The sequence below is a fragment of the Lactococcus cremoris subsp. cremoris KW2 genome (assembly GCF_000468955.1).
In the GTDB taxonomy this organism is placed as follows: Bacteria; Bacillota; Bacilli; order Lactobacillales; family Streptococcaceae; genus Lactococcus; species Lactococcus cremoris.
In genome coordinates this window covers 2,312,595-2,335,504 of the sequence record NC_022369.1, presented here as the reverse complement: position 1 = coordinate 2,335,504, position 22,910 = coordinate 2,312,595, and the positions used below count along the sequence as shown (strand labels likewise).

At 39.9% G+C, this 22,910-nt stretch carries 15 protein-coding genes, 1 tRNA gene, 3 rRNA genes and 1 riboswitch; of the genes, 15 read left to right on the top strand and 4 right to left on the bottom strand.

Annotated features, from left to right (window positions below; genetic code table 11):
• The first annotated feature begins 10 nt into the window (after window positions 1-10).
• Together KW2_RS11225 and dnaX are read left to right on the top strand one after the other, a co-directional pair.
• Window positions 11-652: a phosphotransferase gene (locus tag KW2_RS11225; RefSeq protein ID WP_021037994.1), complete on the top strand. Its 642-nt coding sequence runs from the start codon at window positions 11-13 to the stop codon at window positions 650-652.
• 45 nt (window positions 653-697) lie between these two features.
• A complete protein-coding gene (dnaX, locus tag KW2_RS11220) occupies window positions 698-2,359 on the top strand; it encodes a DNA polymerase III subunit gamma/tau (protein ID WP_021037993.1) in 1,662 nt (553 codons plus the stop codon).
• Between the two features lie 33 nt (window positions 2,360-2,392).
• Here dnaX and KW2_RS11215 read toward each other — a convergent pair whose 3' ends face one another.
• Window positions 2,393-3,859, bottom strand: a complete 1,467-nt coding sequence (locus KW2_RS11215) for an amino acid permease (protein WP_011677244.1) — start codon at window positions 3,857-3,859, stop codon at window positions 2,393-2,395.
• Window positions 3,860-4,016: 157 nt separating this feature from the next.
• Window positions 4,017-4,198: riboswitch (Lysine riboswitch) on the bottom strand.
• 182 nt (window positions 4,199-4,380) lie between these two features.
• Between KW2_RS11215 and KW2_RS11210 the strand changes: the two genes are divergently transcribed.
• From KW2_RS11210 to KW2_RS11190, 5 genes are all read left to right on the top strand, one after another.
• Entirely contained in the window at window positions 4,381-5,235 is an 855-nt protein-coding gene (locus KW2_RS11210; RefSeq protein WP_021037992.1) for an undecaprenyl-diphosphate phosphatase, read from the top strand.
• A 193-nt stretch (window positions 5,236-5,428) separates the two neighbouring features.
• Window positions 5,429-5,722, top strand: coding sequence for a 30S ribosomal protein S6 (rpsF, locus tag KW2_RS11205; protein ID WP_011677242.1), 294 nt, complete (start codon window positions 5,429-5,431; stop codon window positions 5,720-5,722).
• A gap of 29 nt (window positions 5,723-5,751) precedes the next feature.
• Window positions 5,752-6,252 (top strand): single-stranded DNA-binding protein, encoded by a 501-nt coding sequence (locus KW2_RS11200; protein WP_011677241.1) that lies wholly within the window; start codon window positions 5,752-5,754, stop codon window positions 6,250-6,252.
• A 171-nt stretch (window positions 6,253-6,423) separates the two neighbouring features.
• Complete coding sequence (gene rpsR, locus KW2_RS11195; protein ID WP_003131952.1) at window positions 6,424-6,669, top strand: 30S ribosomal protein S18; 246 nt, start codon at window positions 6,424-6,426, stop codon at window positions 6,667-6,669.
• A 130-nt stretch (window positions 6,670-6,799) separates the two neighbouring features.
• A complete protein-coding gene (locus KW2_RS11190) occupies window positions 6,800-7,585 on the top strand; it encodes a metallophosphoesterase (RefSeq protein ID WP_041168666.1) in 786 nt (261 codons plus the stop codon).
• Window positions 7,586-7,656: 71 nt separating this feature from the next.
• Here the strand turns inward: KW2_RS11190 and KW2_RS11185 are convergent, their stop codons facing one another.
• Together KW2_RS11185 and KW2_RS11180 are read right to left on the bottom strand one after the other, a co-directional pair.
• Window positions 7,657-7,965, bottom strand: coding sequence for a DUF960 domain-containing protein (locus KW2_RS11185; protein ID WP_011836103.1), 309 nt, complete (start codon window positions 7,963-7,965; stop codon window positions 7,657-7,659).
• Window positions 7,966-8,003: 38 nt separating this feature from the next.
• Window positions 8,004-8,852, bottom strand: a complete 849-nt coding sequence (locus KW2_RS11180) for a MurR/RpiR family transcriptional regulator (RefSeq protein WP_011677238.1) — start codon at window positions 8,850-8,852, stop codon at window positions 8,004-8,006.
• A 368-nt stretch (window positions 8,853-9,220) separates the two neighbouring features.
• Here KW2_RS11180 and gnd point away from each other — a divergent pair, with 368 nt between their 5' ends.
• The 7 genes from gnd (at window position 9,221) to rrf (ending at window position 18,721) form a co-directional block, all read left to right on the top strand.
• On the top strand, window positions 9,221-10,126 hold the full coding sequence (gene gnd, locus KW2_RS11175) for a phosphogluconate dehydrogenase (NAD(+)-dependent, decarboxylating) (RefSeq protein ID WP_021037990.1): 906 nt from the start codon (window positions 9,221-9,223) through the stop codon (window positions 10,124-10,126).
• Between the two features lie 266 nt (window positions 10,127-10,392).
• Entirely contained in the window at window positions 10,393-11,901 is a 1,509-nt protein-coding gene (gene gntK, locus KW2_RS11170) for a gluconokinase (RefSeq protein WP_021037989.1), read from the top strand.
• A gap of 136 nt (window positions 11,902-12,037) precedes the next feature.
• Window positions 12,038-13,453: a gluconate:H+ symporter gene (locus KW2_RS11165; protein ID WP_015082957.1), complete on the top strand. Its 1,416-nt coding sequence runs from the start codon at window positions 12,038-12,040 to the stop codon at window positions 13,451-13,453.
• Between the two features lie 317 nt (window positions 13,454-13,770).
• Window positions 13,771-15,317 (top strand): 16S ribosomal RNA (locus KW2_RS11160).
• Window positions 15,318-15,410: 93 nt separating this feature from the next.
• Window positions 15,411-15,483 (top strand) — tRNA-Ala (locus KW2_RS11155).
• A 138-nt stretch (window positions 15,484-15,621) separates the two neighbouring features.
• Window positions 15,622-18,522 (top strand): 23S ribosomal RNA (locus tag KW2_RS11150).
• A gap of 83 nt (window positions 18,523-18,605) precedes the next feature.
• A 5S ribosomal RNA gene (gene rrf, locus KW2_RS11145) occupies window positions 18,606-18,721 on the top strand.
• The 16S, 23S and 5S rRNA genes sit together here with 1 tRNA gene alongside, the layout of an rRNA operon.
• Window positions 18,722-18,806: 85 nt before the next feature.
• On the opposite strand, the gene recX is transcribed toward rrf, so the two are convergent.
• Window positions 18,807-19,616: a recombination regulator RecX gene (gene recX, locus KW2_RS11140; protein WP_014573386.1), complete on the bottom strand. Its 810-nt coding sequence runs from the start codon at window positions 19,614-19,616 to the stop codon at window positions 18,807-18,809.
• A gap of 328 nt (window positions 19,617-19,944) precedes the next feature.
• Here recX and KW2_RS11135 point away from each other — a divergent pair, with 328 nt between their 5' ends.
• Window positions 19,945-22,752 carry a mucin-binding protein gene (locus KW2_RS11135; protein WP_021037988.1) on the top strand — a complete coding sequence of 936 codons (2,808 nt, stop codon included), beginning with the start codon at window positions 19,945-19,947 and terminating at the stop codon, window positions 22,750-22,752.
• Window positions 22,753-22,910 lie beyond the last annotated feature (158 nt).

The window sequence follows — 22,910 nt, the reverse complement described above, 5'->3', positions numbered from 1 at the left end:
GGAGAGAAAAATGAGTGAAATAGTTAAAAAGTTTATTGCTGACCGCTTTGATGGAAAAGAAGGATTTTCTGTAAATCCAGATAACATTGGTGATTCTCGTGAATTTGCACAAGAATTAGGAAATTTTTTGTATCAATTGCATCATCTACCAACAAAAGAGGCGGGAGCACCTAATTTTGAAAATGCTTTTGCTGGTTCTGACTTGATTTTCTTTGAAGCAGAAATGATAGAGCTTTTGAAACTTTATCAAAAAGTAGTCCCTGCCGATTTATTGCAAGAAAAGTTCGATTTTGCTGCAAAAACAAAATGGACAAAAGCGCCCGTCTGGGTTTTAGGCGAATTGATTCCGCAAAATTTAATTGTTTCTGACGGAAAATTAGTTAATGTAAAAATTACTGACAAAGCTGTTAGTGGTGATCCAGCATATGATTTGGCGATTGCCTGGACAATTTTTGACGAAAAAAGTCGTAAAATATTTTTTGCATCTGCTGAAGCAGATCAAGCAACGATTGACAGAGCGAGAATGTTTGCACTCAGACAGGCGTTAAGAAACTATCAGTCACAAGATATTGATGAATTGATTCAATCTCGTAATGCCTCGACAGAAATTTTGAAAGATTTAAATTATAGCCTCGGACAAGATTTGTACTAAACGGCGATTTAAAAAGAATAGTAAGTAAAAAATTGGAAGAGAAAAATGGCATATCAAGCATTATATAGAAAATATCGAAGTCAGAGATTTGATGAAATGGTGGGACAAGAAGTTGTAGCGACGACGCTTAAAAATGCGATTGTCAATCATCAAATTTCACATGCTTATCTTTTTTCTGGTCCAAGAGGAACAGGGAAAACCTCTGCAGCTAAAATTTTTGCCAAGGCAATTAACTGCCCTAATCAAGTGGATGGAGAACCTTGTAATAATTGTTTTATTTGTGATTCAATCACAAAAGGAAGCTTAGATGATGTTATTGAACTTGATGCTGCTTCAAATAATGGGGTGGATGAAATTCGTGAAATTCGCGACAAGTCAACTTATGCGGCAAGTCAAGCAACTTATAAAGTTTATATCATTGATGAAGTGCATATGCTTTCGACAGGCGCCTTTAATGCACTTTTGAAAACCCTCGAAGAACCTACAGAAAACGTGGTCTTCGTTTTGGCTACGACTGAATTGCAAAAAATTCCAGCAACCATCATCTCAAGAGTTCAACGCTTTGCCTTTAAATCAATCACGACGGCCGATATTCGGACTTATTTAGGAAAAATTCTTGGGGACGAAGGGGTTGAATTTGAAGATAAAGCCCTTGATGTGATTGCTAAAGCAGCTGAGGGTGGGATGCGAGATGCTTTGTCCTTACTAGACCAAGCCTTATCTTTTTCAGCAGGAAAATTGGAAGAAGAAGACGCCTTGCTTGTCACAGGCTCAATTGCGGCGGACGCTTTAGTGAGTTATGTCTCGGCACTTTTTGAAAATGACGAATCAAAAGCGCTGACAGAACTGGATAAGATTTTTGCTGAGGGTAAAAATATGCTTCGTTTTACAGAAGACTTACTTGCCTATCTTCGCGATTTGCTTTTGGACAAGAACGCTCAATACGAACGCAATCAAATTTTTTCTTGGATAGATATTGCGATTGAGAGCTTGAAAACGATAAAGGAAACAACACAAACGAAGATTGCGGCAGATGTCATGACTATGCGTTTGGCCGAAGTGGGTCAAACACATTTGCTGACAGCTTCGCAAACAGAAGTTCCTAATGAAATAGGTGCTGAAATTGCTGCCCTAAAAGCAGAAATCAATCAGTTGAAAGCTCAGATTTCAACAGGTCAAGTTCAAGGAAGTTCAGATTCACAAAATAATCCTTTAACACGAGAAGTTAGAGAACGTCCAAAAGCGGTAGCGCCTAAAAAACGACAGATTAATAAAGATTTAATTTATAAAGCTCTGGCTGAAGCAACAAACGAGGCTAGAAAGGCTGCATTAAGCGCTTGGCCTGAACTTGTTGCCTCGGTGACTAAACCGGCAGACCGAGCTTTACTTAATAATACCTCTCCAGTCGCTGCCTCAGAGAACTTTGTTGTTGTGACCTTTCCTCATGAAAATCTTGCAAAAAGAGTCAGTGAAAACGAAGAGTTGCAAAATTTTTGTGGTAATCTCTTAAGTTCGATTATTGGTTTTGCTCCAGAAATAATTTCGCTTGCTGAACAAGATTGGCAAGAAGTTCGAGCAGAATATGTGTCTAATCTAAAATCAGAGAGCCCCCAAGAAGATGAAGAGCAAGAAGACGAAAAAATAGATGAAACAGTTACATTAGCTAAAGAGCTTTTTGGTGAGAAAGTTGTTGAAATTAATGATTAATAAATAAAAAAGCCGCTCATTGAGCGACTTTTTTTAATCTTTATGACGACTTAAATCTACATCTTTTAGCGGAATAAGTTTTGTCTTGTTTTTAAATTTATAACCTAAGTAAAGAATAAAGAAGAGTGGGATTGCGGCATACATGACCACCCCTTGCACCCAAGTTTTTCCAAACAATAACATTGGGTCTTGACCTAACGTTACTAAAACGGTCATAATGAGAGCTAAAATCGGACCAAATGGGAAGAGTTTAGCATGATAAGGAAGTTTTTTCACGTCTTTTCCTTGAGCAACATAAGCCCGACGGAAGCGGAAATGGCTAATCGCAATTCCAATCCAAGCAATGAAACCAGTTAAACCAGAAGCAGAGACTAGGAAAGTAAAGAAGCTGACCCCATAAATTGAAGTTAAGAATGTGAGCAATGCAACAGCGGTTGTTGCCAACAAGGCGATGAAAGGAATCCCGTTTTTAGAAGTTTTTGAGAAGATTTTTGGTGCACCACCATCTTTAGCCAAAGAATAAAGCATTCGAGTAGAGGCGTACATTCCAGAATTGGCCGCAGAAACAACAGATGTTAAAACAACAGCATTCATGATAGAGGCTGCGATAGAAAATCCAACACGTTCAAATACAATTGTGAACGGACTTTGAGCTGCCGAATTACCACCAACCAAATGTGGGTCTGTGAATGGAATGATTGCTGCCATTACAAATATAGATAAAATATAAAAGACAAGGATACGCCAGAAAATAGAGTTCATGGCTTTGGGAATTGATTTTTCTGGATTTTCGGCTTCACCAGCAGTAATTCCGAGTAGCTCTGTTCCTTGGAAAGAGAAACCAGCAACTAAGAGAACACCAAGGATTCCTCCACCAGTCGTGAAGCTACCAAGTCCTCCGACAAAGCCATGATTACCAACTGAAAGGTTTTTAGCGACATCAATATGTCCGCCCATAATTCCAAAAATAGATAGGAAGCCAATAATCAAGAATAAAACAACGACGGTAATTTTAATGGCTGACAACCAATACTCTGTTTCACCAAAAGTTTTTACTGATAAGGCATTGATTGAAAAGACGATAATCAAAGCAATCAGTGAAAAAATCCAACTTGGAACATCAGGTAACCAGAATTTGATACAAAGAGCAACGGCGGTTAAATCAACTGCTACTGTAATTGCCCAGTTTAACCAATAATTCCAACCTAGAGCAAAACCAAAAGCTGGATCAACATAACGTGTTCCATAGTCTGAAAAAGAACCAGACGTTGGTAGATAAGTGGCCATTTCGCCAAGTGAAGTCATGAGGAAGTAAACCATTGCTCCGATAAGAACATAGGCAGTCAGTGCCCCAAATGGTCCTGCCGTGTGAATGACATCACCTGAAGTCAGAAATAAACCAGTTCCGATTGTTCCGCCAAGGGCAATCATGGATACATGACGTGATTTTAAGCCGCGTTTTACTTGCGTCTCAGTAGTTGAGTTTGAAGAATTTTCCAAAATTCTCTCCCTAATAAAATTTATTCTACACCGACTTGTTAGACTCAGACTTACCCTCACTCCTGTTTAGTTTAGAAAAGTCTGAGAAAAACAAAAAAAGCAATCCTACTAGATAGAATAGATTGCTAAAGGTCCGACAAAATTTTAAAAATTTTCTTGAACGAATAGCCCTCCGCATGGTTCTTAACCATTTGCGACAGTCTAGTGAGTTTTCCTCACTAGCCCAAGAACTTTGCTGAGCGTCAAAATTCTTTCGGCAACTTCTCCCCCTCTAATACGCGTCTTCGTTGTGCTCCAACTCGGCGTAGATTCATATCAGTTGCGACCTCTATCGATGTGTTAGTTGTAATTCTAGCGCAATTTTGGAATGATGTCAAGGATGAGAATGTAAAATTAGTTACAAGTAATCAGTTTTTTTGTAAGTTTATTCATTCCCCTTTATATGATATACTTAGAAAGTAAGACTGCTCTGTCAGTCGATAAAAATCAGTCTTTTTACTGAAATTTTCTAGGAGCAAAATATGGATTTTATTCGTGCCATTATTTTAGGTATTATTGAAGGGATCACTGAGTGGTTACCTATTTCTTCAACGGGGCATTTGATTATCGCTGATGAGTTCATTCGGCTTAATCAATCAGCTGCTTTTAAAGAAATGTTTGATGTTGTGATTCAATTGGGAGCGATTTTGTCGGTCGTTGTTTTATATTTTCATAAGTTGAATCCATTTAATAAGTTAAATCCCGCTGACAAACAAAAGACACCACGTGAAATTCAATTAACTTGGCGTTTGTGGTTGAAAGTTTTGATTGCCGCTTTACCGGCAGCAATTATTGGATTGCCACTTAATGATTGGTTAGATAAGCATTTTTATCACTTTGTTCCGGTTGCCTTTATGTTAATTATCTATGGGGTAGCCTTCATTGTTATTGAACGACGTTGGGTACCGAATCATGAATTTTCCGTGATGGATATTGACCGCTTGCCATATCGTGCGGCCCTTTATATTGGTTTATTCCAAGTGCTGTCTTTGCTTCCTGGGACATCGCGTTCTGGCGCGACTATTGTGGGTGCCTTGTTAATTGGAGTAAGTCGTGAAGTTGCTGCAGAATTTACCTTTTTCCTAGGAATTCCAGTCATGTTTGGAGCAAGTTTTATCAAAATTCTTCATTTCTTTAAAAATGGAAACTCTTTAAATCTTGAGCAATTTGGCGTCTTACTGGTTGCCTGTCTGGTTGCCTTTGGGGTATCAATGGTTGCTATTAAATTCTTGACGGATTACGTGAAGAAACATGATTTTACTTTCTTTGGGAAATATCGTATTGTCCTAGGGATTGTTCTCCTTATTTATGCAGCCTTTAAAGCCTTTTTAGGATAAAAGTTAAAAAGATAACAGTAACCATTTTCTGGAGGCTGTTTTTCTTTTTAAATAGATAATAGTTACTGCCCAATAGTTTTAAATCTATTCTTGCGAAAAACAAAAAAAAGTGATAGAATATAACTCTGTGGGAAAAACTCACAACTTGCGCAGGACTCAACCTGCGTCATTAGTCCAAAAGGAGGAAAAATCAATGACTAAATACGAAATTCTTTATATTATTCGCCCAAACATTGATGAAGAAGCAAAAACTGCCCTCGTTGAACGTTTCGATGCTATCTTGACTGAAAACGGAGCTGCAAATCTTGAGTCTAAAGACTGGGAAAAACGCAAACTTGCTTACGAAATCAATGATTTCCGCGAAGGTATCTACCACATCGCAACTTTTGAAGCTGAAACAACTTCAGAAGCTTTGAGCGAATTTGACCGTCTTGCTAAGATCAACCTTGACATTCTTCGTCATATGATCGTTAAAGTTGAAGCTTAAGAGCTTTTATTTCTAAGGAGAAGTTCATTATGATTAACAATGTTGTATTAGTGGGACGCATTACTCGCGATCCTGAACTTCGTTACACCCCTCAAAATCAAGCTGTTGCAACTTTTTCATTGGCTGTAAATCGTCAATTTAAAAATGCTAACGGTGAACGTGAGGCTGATTTCATTAACTGCGTTATTTGGCGCCAACAAGCTGAAAATTTGGCAAATTGGGCTAAAAAAGGAGCTTTGATCGGTGTAACTGGTCGAATTCAAACACGTAATTATGAAAATCAACAAGGTCAACGCGTTTATGTGACTGAGGTTGTGGCTGATAGTTTCCAAATGTTGGAAAGTAGATCTGCTCGCGATGGTATGGGAGGCGGAGCTTCTGCCGGTTCATATTCTGCACCAAGCCAATCTACAAATAATACTCCACGTCCACAAACGAATAATAATAGTGCAACACCGAATTTCGGTCGTGATGCTGACCCATTTGGTAGCTCACCTATGGAAATCTCGGATGATGACCTTCCATTCTAATAGGGCGAAATAGTTGACGCTAAAGCGCCTAATTATTTCACGGAAACCGCTATGGCGGATTTCCTAGTCCTCTTACTAGTTATTATGAAAAGCAGAATCGGCTTTTCATAATAACGTCGTACCTAGAAAACTTTAAACAGACATCTAAAAAATAATATAAGGAGAAATAAAATGGCACAACAACGTCGTGGCGGCTTCAAACGCCGTAAAAAAGTTGACTTCATCGCTGCAAACAAAATCGAAGTCGTTGACTACAAAGACACTGAACTTTTGAAACGTTTCATCTCAGAACGTGGTAAAATCTTGCCACGTCGCGTAACTGGTACATCTGCTAAAAACCAACGTAAAGTGGTTAATGCAATCAAACGCGCGCGCGTAATGGCTTTGCTTCCATTCGTAGCTGAAGACCAAAACTAATAAATGAAAAGACTACTTTGGTAGTCTTTTTTTATACAAAATTTACTGACAACTTTACTCAAATGATTTTGTCAGCGTTTTTTTAATTAATGCTATGTTTTTGTCAGTAAATTTATGATAGAATAGACAAATGATTGGATTGATAATAGGAGCATTGCTCTTGATTTTGTTAATTTATGGTGTTTTTATAGAACCACATGTCATGAAAGTAAGACATGTAAAAATCGCTCAAAAACAAAATATAAAAATTGCTCATTTTACCGATACGCATTTTGCTTGGCATACAAGTAGTCGACGATTTATAAAATTTGCTCGAAATATTGCTGACGAAAAACCAGACTTAATTATTTTTTCTGGTGATTTGTTTGATAAGGTTGCTTGGGCAAAAGATAAGAATTGGAGTGAGTTACTGGTGATATTGTCAGGGCTTAACGCTCCTTTAGGAAAGTTTGCGATACTTGGTAATCATGATTTTGATGATGAAAAATCTTCTGGCTTTGTTGAAGAGTTTTTAGAAAAAGCTGGATTTACTCTTTTAAAAAATAGATCAGTATTAGTGGATAATGCTCAAAGGACATTATCTGTTTCCGGTGTTGATGACTGGCGTGAGGGGCAACCCGACTTGGAGCTTTATCCGCTTGAGGCGTCTTTTTCGCTTTTAGCGCTTCATGAACCTGATACTGTTTTAAATATGGAAACAATCAATCAATTTGATTTGATTTTATCGGGGCATAGCCATGGTGGACAAATTCGGATTGGAAATTGGCGACTACATAACAAGGGTTCAAGTAGTGCTGATGGTGGATTGTATCAACTGAATGAACGGACAAAATTATATGTGAACCGTGGGATTGGTTTGACTTTCTTACCCATTCGTTTTGGGGTGCCACCAGAAATTGTCTATTATGAAATTTAAAAAAACTGTCAGTAATTTTGACAGTTTTTTTATTTTTGAAATTACTGACAGATGGATTGACTTTTCTGTCATTACATTTCTCGTGCAGTCATGATTGTTTCACGTCCCATATTGTCCACTGCTCGATAATGAAGTGGCCAATCAGGATTAAATGGATAGCCAAAATCAACTAGAACAGTGGTTGGGCTATTATCTTGAGAGAAACGAATCGAAAGTAAATTATCAGAGTTGACTAAGTCAAAATTAATAATGGTTTCCATCGGAAAAACGCCTTTTAAGTGATGGTCAATAATGAACCAAAAAGCATCGATTACTTCTCCAGGAATAGACGCGACGGTATCAAAACTTGCGTAGCGTCGTCTAGTGTTAGAAAATGCCATAAAATCACATCCTTTCTCTAAAATGAAATGGATAAATTCTAAGAAATACGTGAATCGCTAATTACTTTTCGGATTTCAGATAAAGTTCCCTCGGAAACATCTTTCATTTTCATTCCATACATCATGAAAAGAGCATCGAGTAAACTAATTTGAGAAACGGTCGAAGCCACTGCCTCGGGTCGGAAAGAAATTTCTTCAGAAATAGAAATGAGCGCCACATCAGCAGCCTTTGCTAAAGGAGAGCTGGCAAAGGAGGTTAGTGCAATAATTGGCACACCCCGACTTTTCAAAATTTCGACCAAATGCATCGTATCTTTGTTTTTCCCTGTATGTGAAATCACAAAAGCACAATCTTCGCTTGTCAATTTTGCGGCTTGCATTTGTTGAAAATGGAAATCCTGATGATAGACACAGTGTAGAGGCATTCTCAAAAATTTATGAAAAGCAATCAAAGCGACAGCGTTTGAACCACCTAAACCAAAAAAACCACAAGTATTAGCTTTGAGTAATATTTCCATTGTTTGGTCAAGTTGTCTGTTGCTAATAAGATTTAAAGTTGAATTTAGTGATGAAATATTGCCGTTGAAGTTTTTTGTCAGTATTTCTTTATAATCATCAGTAGGTGAAAGTTCGCTAAAAAATTCATCATCTCGCGTTGAATCAGTGGCGTGAATGGCCAGTTTCAATTCTTGGAAAGAATTAAAGCCGATTTTTTTGGAAAATCTGGAAATTGTAGCGGTTGAGACTTGGGTTTTCTGAGCAAATTCTTGAATTGACAGCATCGCAGCGCTATCAATATTTGCGATTAAATAGTCAGAAATTGCCTGGTCTGATTTACTGAGGTTATCATAATAACTTCGGATTCGGCTGATTAAAGTACGCGACATATCAAGCCTCCTTCTAATTGACTACATTATACCATAGCCAGTAACACGAAACAATATTTCGTGTACTGGCTATCATCTTACTTTGACCGAACAATGCGAAAACGATAATTTTCCGCTGAGTGAGTAATAAGGTATCTAGGAAGTTCCTATGGCGACTTCCGTCTGCGCGTTCACGCTTTAGCGTGTTATAAGCAGTGATACTTATACCATAAATACGATTCCCTGATTTATAAGAAATTCCGAATTAGTCACTTGAAATTGTTTTGACAAATCAGAAAATATTTTACAAAAAATATTGTTGACAAATGAAAAAAAATTACTTATACTAAAGTTAGCAAAAAGAAAGCGATACCACGGAGGAAAAAGTGATGAAATTTGGTATGATTGGTTTAGGGAAAATGGGAATGAATCTTGTGAAAAATGCAGTTGATCACGAGATAGAAGTTGTAGCCTACGATGTTAATGCTGAGGCTGTGGAAGAGGCTGGGAATTATTCAGAAAAAATTACAGCAGTTAAAAGCATTGACGAATTACTGACAGAGTTGTCAGAGCCAAAAATTATTTGGTTGATGCTTCCAGCTGGGAAAGCAACAAATTCAACAATTGAATTACTATCAGAGAAGCTGTCAGCAGCTGATATCCTTATTGATGGTGGAAATTCTAATTACAAAGACAACTTAGAACAAAATAAATTACTGACAGAAAAAGGAATCAAATTTTTTGATGTTGGAACCTCTGGTGGAATGGCTGGGGCTCGTCAAGGTGGCAACTTTATGATAGGTGGCGACGATGAAAATTCTTGGTCAGTGATTGAGCCTATCTTCAAAGCAATTTCAACAGAAAATGGTTATCTTTATACAGGAAAACTTGGAAGTGGTCATTACTTAAAGATGATTCACAATGGAATCGAGTATGGCATGATGCAAGCCATTGCTGAGGGTTTTGAAATTTTAGAACAATCACCATTTGATTATGATTATGAAGCCGTGGCAAAATTATGGAATCACGGGTCAGTCATCCGAAGCTGGTTGATGGAGCTTGCACAAGATCAATTTTCAAAAGACCCTAAACTTGACCAAATTATTGGCCGCGTACAATCCTCAGGAGAAGGAAAGTGGACCATTGAAGAAAGTTTAGATTTAGGCGTTCCGGCTCCGGTTATCGCCTTATCCCTGATGATGCGCCAACGCTCATTACAAGAAGATACAATGACTGGTAAAGTCGTTGCTGCTTTACGTAATGGTTTTGGTGGACATGAAGTAGAACAAAAATAAGTTACTGACGAAAAGTTGAGTAGGTCCATAAAAGCTTTGTGTATGGTTATCCTCTGACGGCTTGTTCATTGCACTAGGTTTCTTAAAATCTACCGAAATGAAGCAGGCGATAAGGCTCTTATCGACGTCAGTAACAAAATAATCAACTGACAGAAATTTCATAGAAGATAGGCGTTTAAGTGCTTAAGTTTCTTGGGTGGTAAGTTCCAGTTTATAATTTGAACTTGGACCTGTCAGCAAATATATATAGAAGAAAAGGAGCGCCAATGCAATATTTAATAGGCGTAGATTTAGGGACAACGGCGACCAAGGCAGTGCTTTTTGAAAAAGATGGTAAGATTATTGCAAGTAGTAGTCAAGCCTACCCTCTTCATCGTGATGCTAGTGGAATGGCAGAAGAATCACTTGAAGAAATTTTTGAAGCAGTCTTAGTAACCATTCGAGAAGTTTCAATTAATTTAGAAGACGAAGACGAACTCTTAGCAGTTTCCTTTAGTACACAAATGCACTCACTGATTGCTTTTGATGAAAATTGGCAACCACTTACAAGACTAATTACTTGGGCAGACACGAGAGCTGTGAAATACACAGAACAAATCAAAGCCTCTAAAAAAGGATTCGATATTTATCGGAGAACAGGAACCCCTCTTCATCCGATGGCTCCTTTATCTAAATTTATGTGGTTACAAGCGGAATACCCAAGTATCTATCAAAAAGCAGCTCATTATTTGGAGTTGAAAGGTTACATTTTTCAGCGACTTTTTGGAACTAATAAAATTGACTTATCAACGGCAACAGGAACCGGTGTTTTCAATATTTTTGAACTTCAGTGGGATAAAGAAGCATTGGAAATGACTGGGATTAAGGAAAGTCAGATGCCAAACGTGGTTGAGCCTTATGAAATTGAAGAAAATCTTCCGCACGAATATGCAAAAAAAATGGGGATTCAAAGTAGCACCAAATTTATTTGGGGAGCAGCTGACGGACCTTTATCAAACTTAGGAGTCAATGCCATCAAACCGGGCGTTGCAGCCATAACTATTGGAACATCTGGGGCCATTCGAGTGGTGACCGATAGACCAAAAACAGATGAAAAAGGACGTACCTTTACATATGCTTTAGATAGAGAGCATTGGGTAGTGGGTGGTCCAGTTAATTCTGGTGGTGACGTTTTCCGATGGGCTCGTGACCAGATTTTTGATGGAAAAATTACTTTTGATGAAGTCACTGAGCTTGCAGCAAACATTTCACCAGGAGCTGACGGTCTGCTTTTCCATCCTTACCTTGGTGGGGAACGGGCACCGATTTGGGATGCTAATGCCAGAGGTTCATTTTTTGGCTTGAATTATGGTCATAACCGAAGTCACATGGCGCGTAGCGTTCTTGAAGGAGTTATTTTTAATATCTATATGGTTGCTCTTAGTCTTGTTGAAGTAGTGGGTGACCTCAACATGATTCAAGCAACAGGAGGATTCACAAGTTCTGAATTATGGACACAAATTCTTGCAGATATCTTTGAACAACCGATTAATGTTCCTGAAAGTCGAGAAGCGGGTTGTTTAGCAGCAGTTATTATGGCTGAGAAAGCATTAGGGCTCATTGACGACATTAGTGAAATTGAAAAGATGGTAGGGACTAACCAAACTTACCAACCCAATCCAGAAAATTTCAGTATTTATCGAGAAATAAGTCCAATCTTTATCCGACTTTCTCGCTCATTTTTAGCAGAATATGAAAATATCGCGAATTTTCAAAGAAAATTTGAAAAAGACTAAATTTAGATTCTAAAAAACTCAATACCTACTATACTTAAGATAAAGCAAGTATTGAGTTAAATTTTAAATGCAAATTGTAAGCGCAAGCAACTGATGTTTACACAATGTCTTCAAGATTTTTGAAAGGAAAAAACAAATGATTGATTTACTTGTACTTTTAATTGGAGTGTTAATTCTTCTGTTGATGATTATCAAATTTAAGATTAACACCTTTGTATCACTAATTGTTGTAGCGGTTCTAGTTGGGTTGGGTCTTGGGATGCCCCTAGGACAAATTCCTGTTTCCATCCAAAACGGAATAGGAGGATCATTAGGAGAATTAGCAATCGTCTTTGGTTTTGGTGCGATGCTTGGGCGTTTAATTGCTGACGCTGGCGGTGCCTACCGAATTTCCAAAACTCTCATTAATAGTTTTGGTAAAAAGAGAATTCAATGGGCCATCATGGTTGCCAGTTTTATCATTGGGATTGCTCTCTTCTTTGAAGTAGGTATGGTTCTATTGATTCCGATTGTCTTTGCCGTTGCCTTGGAAGCCAGTGTACCTTTGATTTATCTTGGGATTCCAATGGCTGCAGGGCTTTCTGTTACGCATGGCTTCTTGCCACCGCATCCAGCACCTATTGCTATTGCAGGTGTACTTGGTGCAAATCCAGGGACAGTTCTACTTTACGGGATAATCGCGGCGATTCCTACAGTTATTATTGCCGGTCCAGTTTTCACAAAAATTGCTAGAAAATGGGTACCAGAAGCTTTTGTTGTAAAAAATAAACTCTCTGCTTTTGGTGAAATAAAAGAGTGGAAACTTGAAGAAACACCAGGCTTTGGAATATCTATCTTGACAGCTCTTATGCCAGTAATTTTAATGGCAATTAGTACAGTTTATTCTATTGCGACTAATGATGGGAAACCCTTTGCCGCAGTAACGACAAGTGCGATGAAAGCTGGTAAAGTAGTTACAACGACGACTTATCCTTCAAGTATTGTTGAAAATGTGATGATGTTCATCGGAAATCCAGTGTCAGCAATGATTATTTCTTTACTCTTTGCCTTAGTCACTATGGGTTGGATGCGCCGTAAGAAAAATTCTGAAATTGCTTCTTCAATTGCGGATTCAGTTAAATCAATTGCCATGCTTTTATTAGTCATTGGTGGAGGAGCAGCGCTCAAACAAATTCTTATTGATGGTGGAATCTCAGTTCAAATCGCTAATATGTTTAAAGATTCACCCCTTTCTCCTTTATTGCTTGCTTGGATTATCACAGTTATCTTAAGGGTTGCATTGGGATCAGCAACAGTTGCTGCCCTAACAGCAGCAGGTCTAGTTCAACCAATGCTTGCTACAGCATCTCCAAATACAGCAGCTTTGATGGTTTTGGCAATAGGTGCCGGTTCAATTGCAGCTTCACATGTTAATGATGCTGGATTCTGGATGTTTAAAGAGTATTTTGATTTAGATGTGAAACAAACCTTAAAAACATGGACAGTCTTAGAAACAATTATCGCAGTAGTAGGTTTAGGAATGGTAATGTTGATGAGTATTTGGATTCACTGATAAAAAAAATAAGTCATTTTTTGACTTATTTTTTTTATTTTCTCTAAGTCAGTGGTAGCACACGATAAAACGCTATCAAAGTTCGTTAAAAGCGAACAAAAGTAAAAGAAATCCTAAAAAGCCACATTAAATTCTTGACAGGGCGAGATAGGTTTGATAGAATATAATAGTTGTCGCGAGAGACGAGCGTTGAAGCGCGACAAGCTAGACCATTGAAAACTGAATAAAGAAGAATGACTCATGTGATGTAGCAATACATCAAAAATCTGTCAATCAATAATGAAAGACAAGCCAGTCACTTCGGTGACTTAAATACTTTATTTGAGAGTTTGATCCTGGCTCAGGACGAACGCTGGCGGCGTGCCTAATACATGCAAGTTGAGCGATGAAGATTGGTGCTTGCACCAATTTGAAGAGCAGCGAACGGGTGAGTAACGCGTGGGGAATCTGCCTTTGAGCGGGGGACAACATTTGGAAACGAATGCTAATACCGCATAACAACTTTAAACACAAGTTTTAAGTTTGAAAGATGCAATTGCATCACTCAAAGATGATCCCGCGTTGTATTAGCTAGTTGGTGAGGTAAAGGCTCACCAAGGCGATGATACATAGCCGACCTGAGAGGGTGATCGGCCACATTGGGACTGAGACACGGCCCAAACTCCTACGGGAGGCAGCAGTAGGGAATCTTCGGCAATGGACGAAAGTCTGACCGAGCAACGCCGCGTGAGTGAAGAAGGTTTTCGGATCGTAAAACTCTGTTGGTAGAGAAGAACGTTGGTGAGAGTGGAAAGCTCATCAAGTGACGGTAACTACCCAGAAAGGGACGGCTAACTACGTGCCAGCAGCCGCGGTAATACGTAGGTCCCGAGCGTTGTCCGGATTTATTGGGCGTAAAGCGAGCGCAGGTGGTTTATTAAGTCTGGTGTAAAAGGCAGTGGCTCAACCATTGTATGCATTGGAAACTGGTAGACTTGAGTGCAGGAGAGGAGAGTGGAATTCCATGTGTAGCGGTGAAATGCGTAGATATATGGAGGAACACCGGTGGCGAAAGCGGCTCTCTGGCCTGTAACTGACACTGAGGCTCGAAAGCGTGGGGAGCAAACAGGATTAGATACCCTGGTAGTCCACGCCGTAAACGATGAGTGCTAGATGTAGGGAGCTATAAGTTCTCTGTATCGCAGCTAACGCAATAAGCACTCCGCCTGGGGAGTACGACCGCAAGGTTGAAACTCAAAGGAATTGACGGGGGCCCGCACAAGCGGTGGAGCATGTGGTTTAATTCGAAGCAACGCGAAGAACCTTACCAGGTCTTGACATACTCGTGCTATTCCTAGAGATAGGAAGTTCCTTCGGGACACGGGATACAGGTGGTGCATGGTTGTCGTCAGCTCGTGTCGTGAGATGTTGGGTTAAGTCCCGCAACGAGCGCAACCCCTATTGTTAGTTGCCATCATTAAGTTGGGCACTCTAACGAGACTGCCGGTGATAAACCGGAGGAAGGTGGGGATGACGTCAAATCATCATGCCCCTTATGACCTGGGCTACACACGTGCTACAATGGATGGTACAACGAGTCGCGAGACAGTGATGTTTAGCTAATCTCTTAAAACCATTCTCAGTTCGGATTGTAGGCTGCAACTCGCCTACATGAAGTCGGAATCGCTAGTAATCGCGGATCAGCACGCCGCGGTGAATACGTTCCCGGGCCTTGTACACACCGCCCGTCACACCACGGGAGTTGGGAGTACCCGAAGTAGGTTGCCTAACCGCAAGGAGGGCGCTTCCTAAGGTAAGACCGATGACTGGGGTGAAGTCGTAACAAGGTAGCCGTATCGGAAGGTGCGGCTGGATCACCTCCTTTCTAAGGAATATATACAAAGACGTGAGCATTCAACTTTATTCAGTTTTGAGGGGTTTAGTCATAAACCTAAGCAAGAATCAAATTCTTGATTGTGGGGCCTTAGCTCAGCTGGGAGAGCGCCTGCTTTGCACGCAGGAGGTCAGCGGTTCGATCCCGCTAGGCTCCATTGTCAGACAAGACGTTAAAATCACTTGAACATTGAAAACTAAATAACAATATCTAATAACGATAAATAAACCAAAAGCTGTGAATTTTAAAGAATTTACAAACTTATACTTGAAAAACGATGATTATAAATCATCATGGCAAAGTTAATAAGGGCGCACGGTGGATGCCTTGGCACTAAGAGCCGATGAAGGACGTGACTAACGACGATATTCTAGGGGGAGCAGTAAGTACGCATTGATCCCTAGGTCTCCGAATGGGGAAACCCAGCTGCTACTAGCAGTTATTCATGAGTGAATACATAGCTCATGTAAAGGTAACGCAGAGAACTGAAACATCTAAGTACCTGCAGGAAGAGAAAGTAAAAACGATTTCGTAAGTAGCGGCGAGCGAACGCGAAGAAGGGCAAACCAAGAAGCTTGCTTCTTGGGGTTGTAGGACTGCAACGTGGACTTAAGCATTATAGTCGAATAACCTGGGAAGGTTAATCAAAGAGGGTAATAATCCCGTAGACGAAATAGCGCTTATACCTAGCAGTATCCTGAGTAGGGCTGGACACGCGAAATCCAGTTTGAATCCGGGAGGACCATCTCCCAACCCTAAATACTCCTTAGTGACCGATAGTGAACCAGTACCGTGAGGGAAAGGTGAAAAGAACCCCGAGAGGGGAGTGAAATAGCACCTGAAACCGTGTGCCTACAAGAAGTTCGAGCCCGTTAATGGGTGAGAGCGTGCCTTTTGTAGAATGAACCGGCGAGTTACGTTATGATGCGAGGTTAAGTTGAAGAGACGGAGCCGTAGGGAAACCGAGTCTGAATAGGGCGACTTAGTATCATGATGTAGACCCGAAACCTAGTGACCTATCCATGAGCAGGGTGAAGGTGTGGTAAGACGCACTGGAGGCCCGAACCAGGACACGTTGAAAAGTGTTTGGATGACTTGTGGATAGCGGAGAAATTCCAAACGAACTGGGAGATAGCTGGTTCTCTCCGAAATAGCTTTAGGGCTAGCGTCGAAATGTAAGTGTATTGGAGGTAGAGCACTGTTTGGGTGAGGGGTCCGTCTAGGATTACCAATCTCAGATAAACTCCGAATGCTAATACACATGTTCGGCAGTCAGACTGCGAGTGCTAAGATCCGTAGTCGAAAGGGAAACAGCCCAGACCAACAGCTAAGGTCCCAAAATATATGTTAAGTGGAAAAGGATGTGGGGTTGCACAGACAACTAGGATGTTAGCTCAGAAGCAGCTATCATTCAAAGAGTGCGTAATAGCTCACTAGTCGAGTGACCCTGCGCCGAAAATGTACCGGGGCTAAACATATTACCGAAGCTTTGGATTGATATTTTATCAATGGTAGGAGAGCGTTCTTAACCGCGATGAAGGTATACCGTGAGGAGTGCTGGAGCGTTAAGAAGTGAGAATGCCGGTATGAGTAGCGCAAGATAAGTGAGAATCTTATCCACCGTAAGACTAAGGTTTCCAGGGGAAGGCTCGTCCGCCCTGGGTTAGTCGGGACCTAAGGCGAGGCCGAAAGGCGTAGTCGATGGACAACTGGTTGATATTCCAGTACTAGATATGATCGTGATGGAGGGACGCAGTAGGCTAAGAGATGCCAGTTAATGGATTCTGGTCTAAGCAGTGAGGTGTGAGATGTGTCAAATGCATTTCTCTCTAACATTGAGCTGTGATGGGGAAGCAACTACGGTTGCGAACTCTCTGATGTCACACTGCCAAGAAAAGCTTCTAGCGTAAAGTCATATCTACCCGTACCGCAAACCGACACAGGTAGTCGAGGCGAGTAGCCTCAGGTGATCGAGAGAACTCTCGTTAAGGAACTCGGCAAAATAGCCCCGTAACTTCGGGAGAAGGGGTGCTGGTGTAAAAGCCAGCCGCAGTGAATAGGCCCAAGCAACTGTTTATCAAAAACACAGCTCTCTGCTAAACCGCAAGGTGATGTATAGGGGGTGACGCCTGCCCGGTGCTGGAAGGTTAAGAGGAGTGCTTAGACGTAAGTCGAAGGTATGAATTGAAGCCCCAGTAAACGGCGGCCGTAACTATAACGGTCCTAAGGTAGCGAAATTCCTTGTCGGGTAAGTTCCGACCCGCACGAAAGGCGTAATGATTTGGGCACTGTCTCAACGAGAGACTCGGTGAAATTTTAGTACCTGTGAAGATGCAGGTTACCCGCGACAGGACGGAAAGACCCCATGGAGCTTTACTGTAGTTTGATATTGAGTACCTGTAAGTCATGTACAGGATAGGTAGGAGCCATTGAAATAGGGACGCTAGTTTCTATTGAGGCGTTGTTGGGATACTACCCTTGACTTATGGTTACTCTAACCCGCTGGCATAATCGGCCAGGGAGACAGTGTCTGACGGACAGTTTGACTGGGGCGGTCGCCTCCTAAAGAGTAACGGAGGCGCTCAAAGGTTGGCTCAGATTGGTTGGAAATCAATCGTAGAGTGTAAAGGTAAAAGCCAGCTTGACTGCGAGAGCTACAACTCGAGCAGGTAGGAAACTAGGACTTAGTGATCCGGTGGTACCGCATGGAAGGGCCATCGCTCAACGGATAAAAGCTACCCTGGGGATAACAGGCTTATCTCCCCCAAGAGTTCACATCGACGGGGAGGTTTGGCACCTCGATGTCGGCTCGTCGCATCCTGGGGCTGTAGTCGGTCCCAAGGGTTGGGCTGTTCGCCCATTAAAGCGGCACGCGAGCTGGGTTCAGAACGTCGTGAGACAGTTCGGTCCCTATCCGTCGCGGGCGTAGGTAATTTGAGAGGATCTGTCCTTAGTACGAGAGGACCGGGATGGACTTACCGCTGGTGTACCAGTTGTTCCGCCAGGAGCACGGCTGGATAGCTATGTAGGGAAGGGATAAGCGCTGAAAGCATCTAAGTGCGAAGCCCACCTCAAGATGAGATTACCCATTCGTAAGAATTAAGAGCCCAGAGAGATGATCTGGTAGATAGGCTGGAAGTGGAAGAGTTGCGAGACTTGGAGCGGACCAGTACTAATCGCTCGAGGACTTTACCAAAAGAGTCAAATATAAAATGCTTATGGTTTAGAAGTTAGAAGAATTGTTATTTAGTTTTGAATGTTCAAAGTAACATTTAATGATTTGGTCATCATTGCGATGGAGATACACCTGTTCCCATGTCGAACACAGAAGTTAAGTCCATCTACGGCGGAAGTACTTGGGGGTTGCCCCCTGGGAGATATGCGAGTGGCCAAGTGAACTAAAGGAGCTAAGGCTCCTTTTTTTGTGTTCTTGGCTACTTATTTCTCGATAACTTAAAAAGCCCCTAAGGGCTGTTTTTTTTATTCTGGGAATGTGTAATCACGCAATGCGCTACTAATGTCATCATAGGAAAAACCTTTTCGAGCTAAGGCTTGGGTAATTTTTTGCTTACGCTCATATCCTTCATAATTTTTGGTGTAACGTTTGGCAACTTTATCAAGCTCTGAATAGAGAAGGTCCATTTCATTTTCCTCATCCGCTTCTAATTCAAGAGAGTCAAGTGCGATGGAAGAAACAGAGTAAGAAAAACCTTTATTCATTAAATTTTGGATGATTTTATCTTTTAGTTGTTTTAGTGTTAATCTGGTTCCATAGGTTCTGGATAATTTGCTAGCAAGTTTATAAGCGACATCAATCTGTTTTTCTTCGCTATAAATTTCGTTGAGGGCTTCGGACAGGACATCATTACTAATTCCTTTGGTCAGTAATTTTTGTTTAATTTGATAGGGGCCGCTACTTCCCATTGAAATCTTACCTTCAATAAAATTTTCAGCATAGGACTTGTCATTAATTAGATTATTTTCTGTAAGTACTGATAATACTTGTTCAATTTGGTCAGTATCATTGATGTCATGTTCTAGTAGGTATTTTCTTACTTCAGCGCCCGTACGCATTTTAAATGAAATGTAGTACAAGGCTAAGGACTTCCCTTGAGCAAACTGATCATACGCTAGAATTTCCTCTAAATCAGTCTCACTAACTTCTTTATCAATCGTGATAAAAAAATGGATGATTGTATCTTCACAGAGGTAGATTTTTTCTTCATCTAGATCAGAGAGATCGACACGGTAGAGTCGTTTTAATTTTTTTATTGCTGTGATTTTTCCCATATCTTTATTATATACGAAAATCTTAGGAATTTGTCACTGACGAATCAAACGACAAAAATGTGACAAAAAATAAGATAAGAGACTGATTTTTTTCTATTTGATAAGTTATATGAAAAAATGTAGTATATAAACCTGTTTGTAAAAGATGATTGTTTTTGTAAAATTATCGTTAAAACTTTGCTTAGACTTGATATGACTAGGCTTTTTTAATTTTTTATAAATGATGTCTTGACTTGATGTAATATTTTCAAGACAAAATATCCGATATCCGTCCTTTTTTGTAGTAAAATTATAACAAATAACCTACAATTATGACGGAGACGAACTAATGAAAAAAAAATCAAGTGCTTTATTAACCATGGGAACCTTAACGATTCTTGCTGGTGGTGGAGTTGTTCTAACACATTCGCCTGATGTTTTTAAAATACAAAAGGTTTATGCAGCAACTTCTAGAGAAGTGACTGTATATCCAACCAACTTTTTAACTTATTTCCAAAGAAATGGGTCAGCAGCTGGGTTTAATTATGATTTATCAACTTATACTCAAACTTTGACGCCTGACAAAGGAAGCCAAGCGGGAAATGTTACTTTGATGACCAAAGTTGACATGTCACAAAACTTTACTTTTACCGGGAAGATTAACTTAGGAAATAAGGCTCAAAACAGGGGTGGAGCTGATGGGGTTGGTTTCCTTTTTCATCCAGGGGATACGAGTGTCGTAGGTGCACCTGGTGGAGCTGCCGGTATTGGTGGGGTAAAAGGAGCTTTCGGTTTCAAGCTTGACACTTATTATAATGGTTTTAATGACCCAAGTTTTACGCAAGACCCATCACAATATGCGAGCGGACTTGCTTTTGGTGCCTTTGTCAATGGTTTAGATGGACAGGCTAAAACCATTGCTGCGGGTTCTCAAGAGATTCCACAACCAACAAATAATAATTTCGTCGATTTTAAAATGACTTATATTGGTGCGACTAAAACGATGTTGATCACCTATGGAACACAATCTTGGACACAAGACGTTTCAGCTTTTGTTGGAACGAATCAGGCCATGTCATTTTCAATTGCCGCGTCAACTGGTGCCAATATGAACTTACAACAACTTCGTAATGTTGAGTTTACTTATACGGTTGCTCAAGGTTCAGTAATTGCTAACTATGTTGACGATCAAGGAAATACGATTGCTCCGTCAGTAACAACAAGTGGAGACATTACAACAGCTTACACGACAGAGCAAAAAAATATTCCAGGATATACTTATCAATCATCAAATGGAGCAGCACAAGCAGGAAACTATACGGTTAATGATCAAACTGTAAATTATGTTTATACAAGAAATCAAGGAACGATTGATGTAACCTACATTGATCAGACAACAGGGCAAGTTTTGACGAAGAAAGATTTGTCTGGTGGAACTAATGACCCTGCGAATTATACAACAGGTGCTGATATTAAATCTTACACGGATAAAGGATATGAATTAGTTTCTGATGATTATCCGAGTCAAGGAGCAGTATTTACGGATACTCCTCAGCATTATGTAGTTTATTTAATACAAAAATCAGTTGTAAGTTCGGAACAAAAACAAGTGAATGAAACAATTCATTATGTCTATGAAGATGGAACTAAGGCTGCAGAGGACTATAAAGCGACACCGCTGAATTTCACAAGAACGGTAACAACGAATCAAGTAACGGGTGAAAAAACATACGGAGAATGGCAAGCGGAAAATGGTAATAGTTTTGCTAAAGTAGTTTCACCAGTTATCAAAGGTGAAACACCAGACCAAGCTCAAATTGATGAAGTAACGGGTGTTACAGCAGATACGACAGATATTGAGAAAAAAGTAATCTATAAACGTAATCAAGGAACGATTGATGTCACTTATATTGATGAAACGACAGGTCAAGTTCTGACTAAAAAAGATTTGTCTGGTGGAACGGATGATCCGTCAAATTATACAACAGCTGACGATATTAAATCTTACACAGATAAAGGTTACGAATTAGTTTCAAGTGATTATCCAGATGGCGGGACAATCTTTACTGATGAAGCACAACATTATACCGTGAAATTGAAACATGGTATAACAAATGAAACTGACAAAAAAGCTGTCAATCAAGTGATTCATTATGTTTATAAAGATACTGGAGATAAGGCAGCAGAGGATCATACTGCTACTCTTGGATTTAGTCGAACAATAAGTACTGACAAAGTAACAAAAGAGAAAACTTATAGCGACTGGACGGCTGACAATGCTGACAGCTTTTCCGAAGTCGTTTCGCCAGTGCTCAAAGGTTATACAGCTGACCAACTTAAAGTATCAGAAATGACAGGAATCACTTCTGATACAGCAGATATTTCAGTAACGGTTTCTTATACAAGAAATCAAGGAACGATTGATGTGACTTATATTGATGAAACAACTGGGAAAGTGTTATCTACAAAAGATTTGTCAGGCGGAACTGGAGATTCTTCAAACTATACAACGGTTGATACGATTAAATCTTACACAGATAAGGGTTACGAATTGGTTTCTAGTGATTATCCAGAAGATGGAACTAAATTCGCTGATGACCCTCAACATTATGTTGTGAGATTAAAACATGGTACAGTAGTTGAAACTGAAAATAAATCAGTTAATGAAGTCATTCATTATGTATATGATAATGGAGATAAGGCAGCTGACAACTATAAGGCAACAATTGTCTTTAGTCGAACAATTACTACTGACAAAGTAACTGGAGAGAAAACTTATAGTGATTGGACAGCTGACAATGGCGGAAGATTTGCTGCGGTTCTTTCACCAATCATTAAAGATTACATTGCGAGTCAACTTAAGATTGATGAAATGACAGGAATTACGGTAGATACAGCGGATATTGAAAAAACTGTTGTTTATCATAAAGTTCCTGCGGGAATCATTGTGCCACCAGTTCTTCCAGAAAAGCCAAGTAAACCATCTGATAATCAACCAAAAACCCCAACAGCTAAAGCTGTAAAAGATAATAAAACAAAAGATATTCTCCCAAGTACCGGAGATAGTCAAAAATCACAGATTGTTTTGACCTTATTGGGAATTATGGCGGTGATTGCTTCACCACTTGCTATTCTATTTAAACGTAAAAAACAATAATTATAGAAAAATAAAAGGTCTGACAGGGTCAGGCTTTTTATTTGAAGATTAATATTGATAAATAAAAAAAGATATCTTTAAATCTTTTAGAATTCAAGTAGAAAAAGACTACAAAAAGAAATTGTGAAATGTTATAATAGTGTATCACACAATCCTTT

Coding starts and splice junctions, on each gene's coding strand:
- KW2_RS11190 (WP_041168666.1), top strand. CDS start 6,800: ATGATTGGATTGATAATAGGAGCATTGCTCTTGATTTTGTTAATTTAT.
- KW2_RS11180 (WP_011677238.1), bottom strand. CDS start 8,852: ATGTCGCGTACTTTAATCAGCCGAATCCGAAGTTATTATGATAACCTC.
- KW2_RS11225 (WP_021037994.1), top strand. CDS start 11: ATGAGTGAAATAGTTAAAAAGTTTATTGCTGACCGCTTTGATGGAAAA.
- KW2_RS11210 (WP_021037992.1), top strand. CDS start 4,381: ATGGATTTTATTCGTGCCATTATTTTAGGTATTATTGAAGGGATCACT.
- KW2_RS11135 (WP_021037988.1), top strand. CDS start 19,945: ATGAAAAAAAAATCAAGTGCTTTATTAACCATGGGAACCTTAACGATT.
- rpsR (WP_003131952.1), top strand. CDS start 6,424: ATGGCACAACAACGTCGTGGCGGCTTCAAACGCCGTAAAAAAGTTGAC.
- gntK (WP_021037989.1), top strand. CDS start 10,393: ATGCAATATTTAATAGGCGTAGATTTAGGGACAACGGCGACCAAGGCA.
- recX (WP_014573386.1), bottom strand. CDS start 19,616: ATGGGAAAAATCACAGCAATAAAAAAATTAAAACGACTCTACCGTGTC.
- KW2_RS11185 (WP_011836103.1), bottom strand. CDS start 7,965: ATGGCATTTTCTAACACTAGACGACGCTACGCAAGTTTTGATACCGTC.
- gnd (WP_021037990.1), top strand. CDS start 9,221: ATGAAATTTGGTATGATTGGTTTAGGGAAAATGGGAATGAATCTTGTG.
- KW2_RS11200 (WP_011677241.1), top strand. CDS start 5,752: ATGATTAACAATGTTGTATTAGTGGGACGCATTACTCGCGATCCTGAA.
- rpsF (WP_011677242.1), top strand. CDS start 5,429: ATGACTAAATACGAAATTCTTTATATTATTCGCCCAAACATTGATGAA.
- dnaX (WP_021037993.1), top strand. CDS start 698: ATGGCATATCAAGCATTATATAGAAAATATCGAAGTCAGAGATTTGAT.
- KW2_RS11165 (WP_015082957.1), top strand. CDS start 12,038: ATGATTGATTTACTTGTACTTTTAATTGGAGTGTTAATTCTTCTGTTG.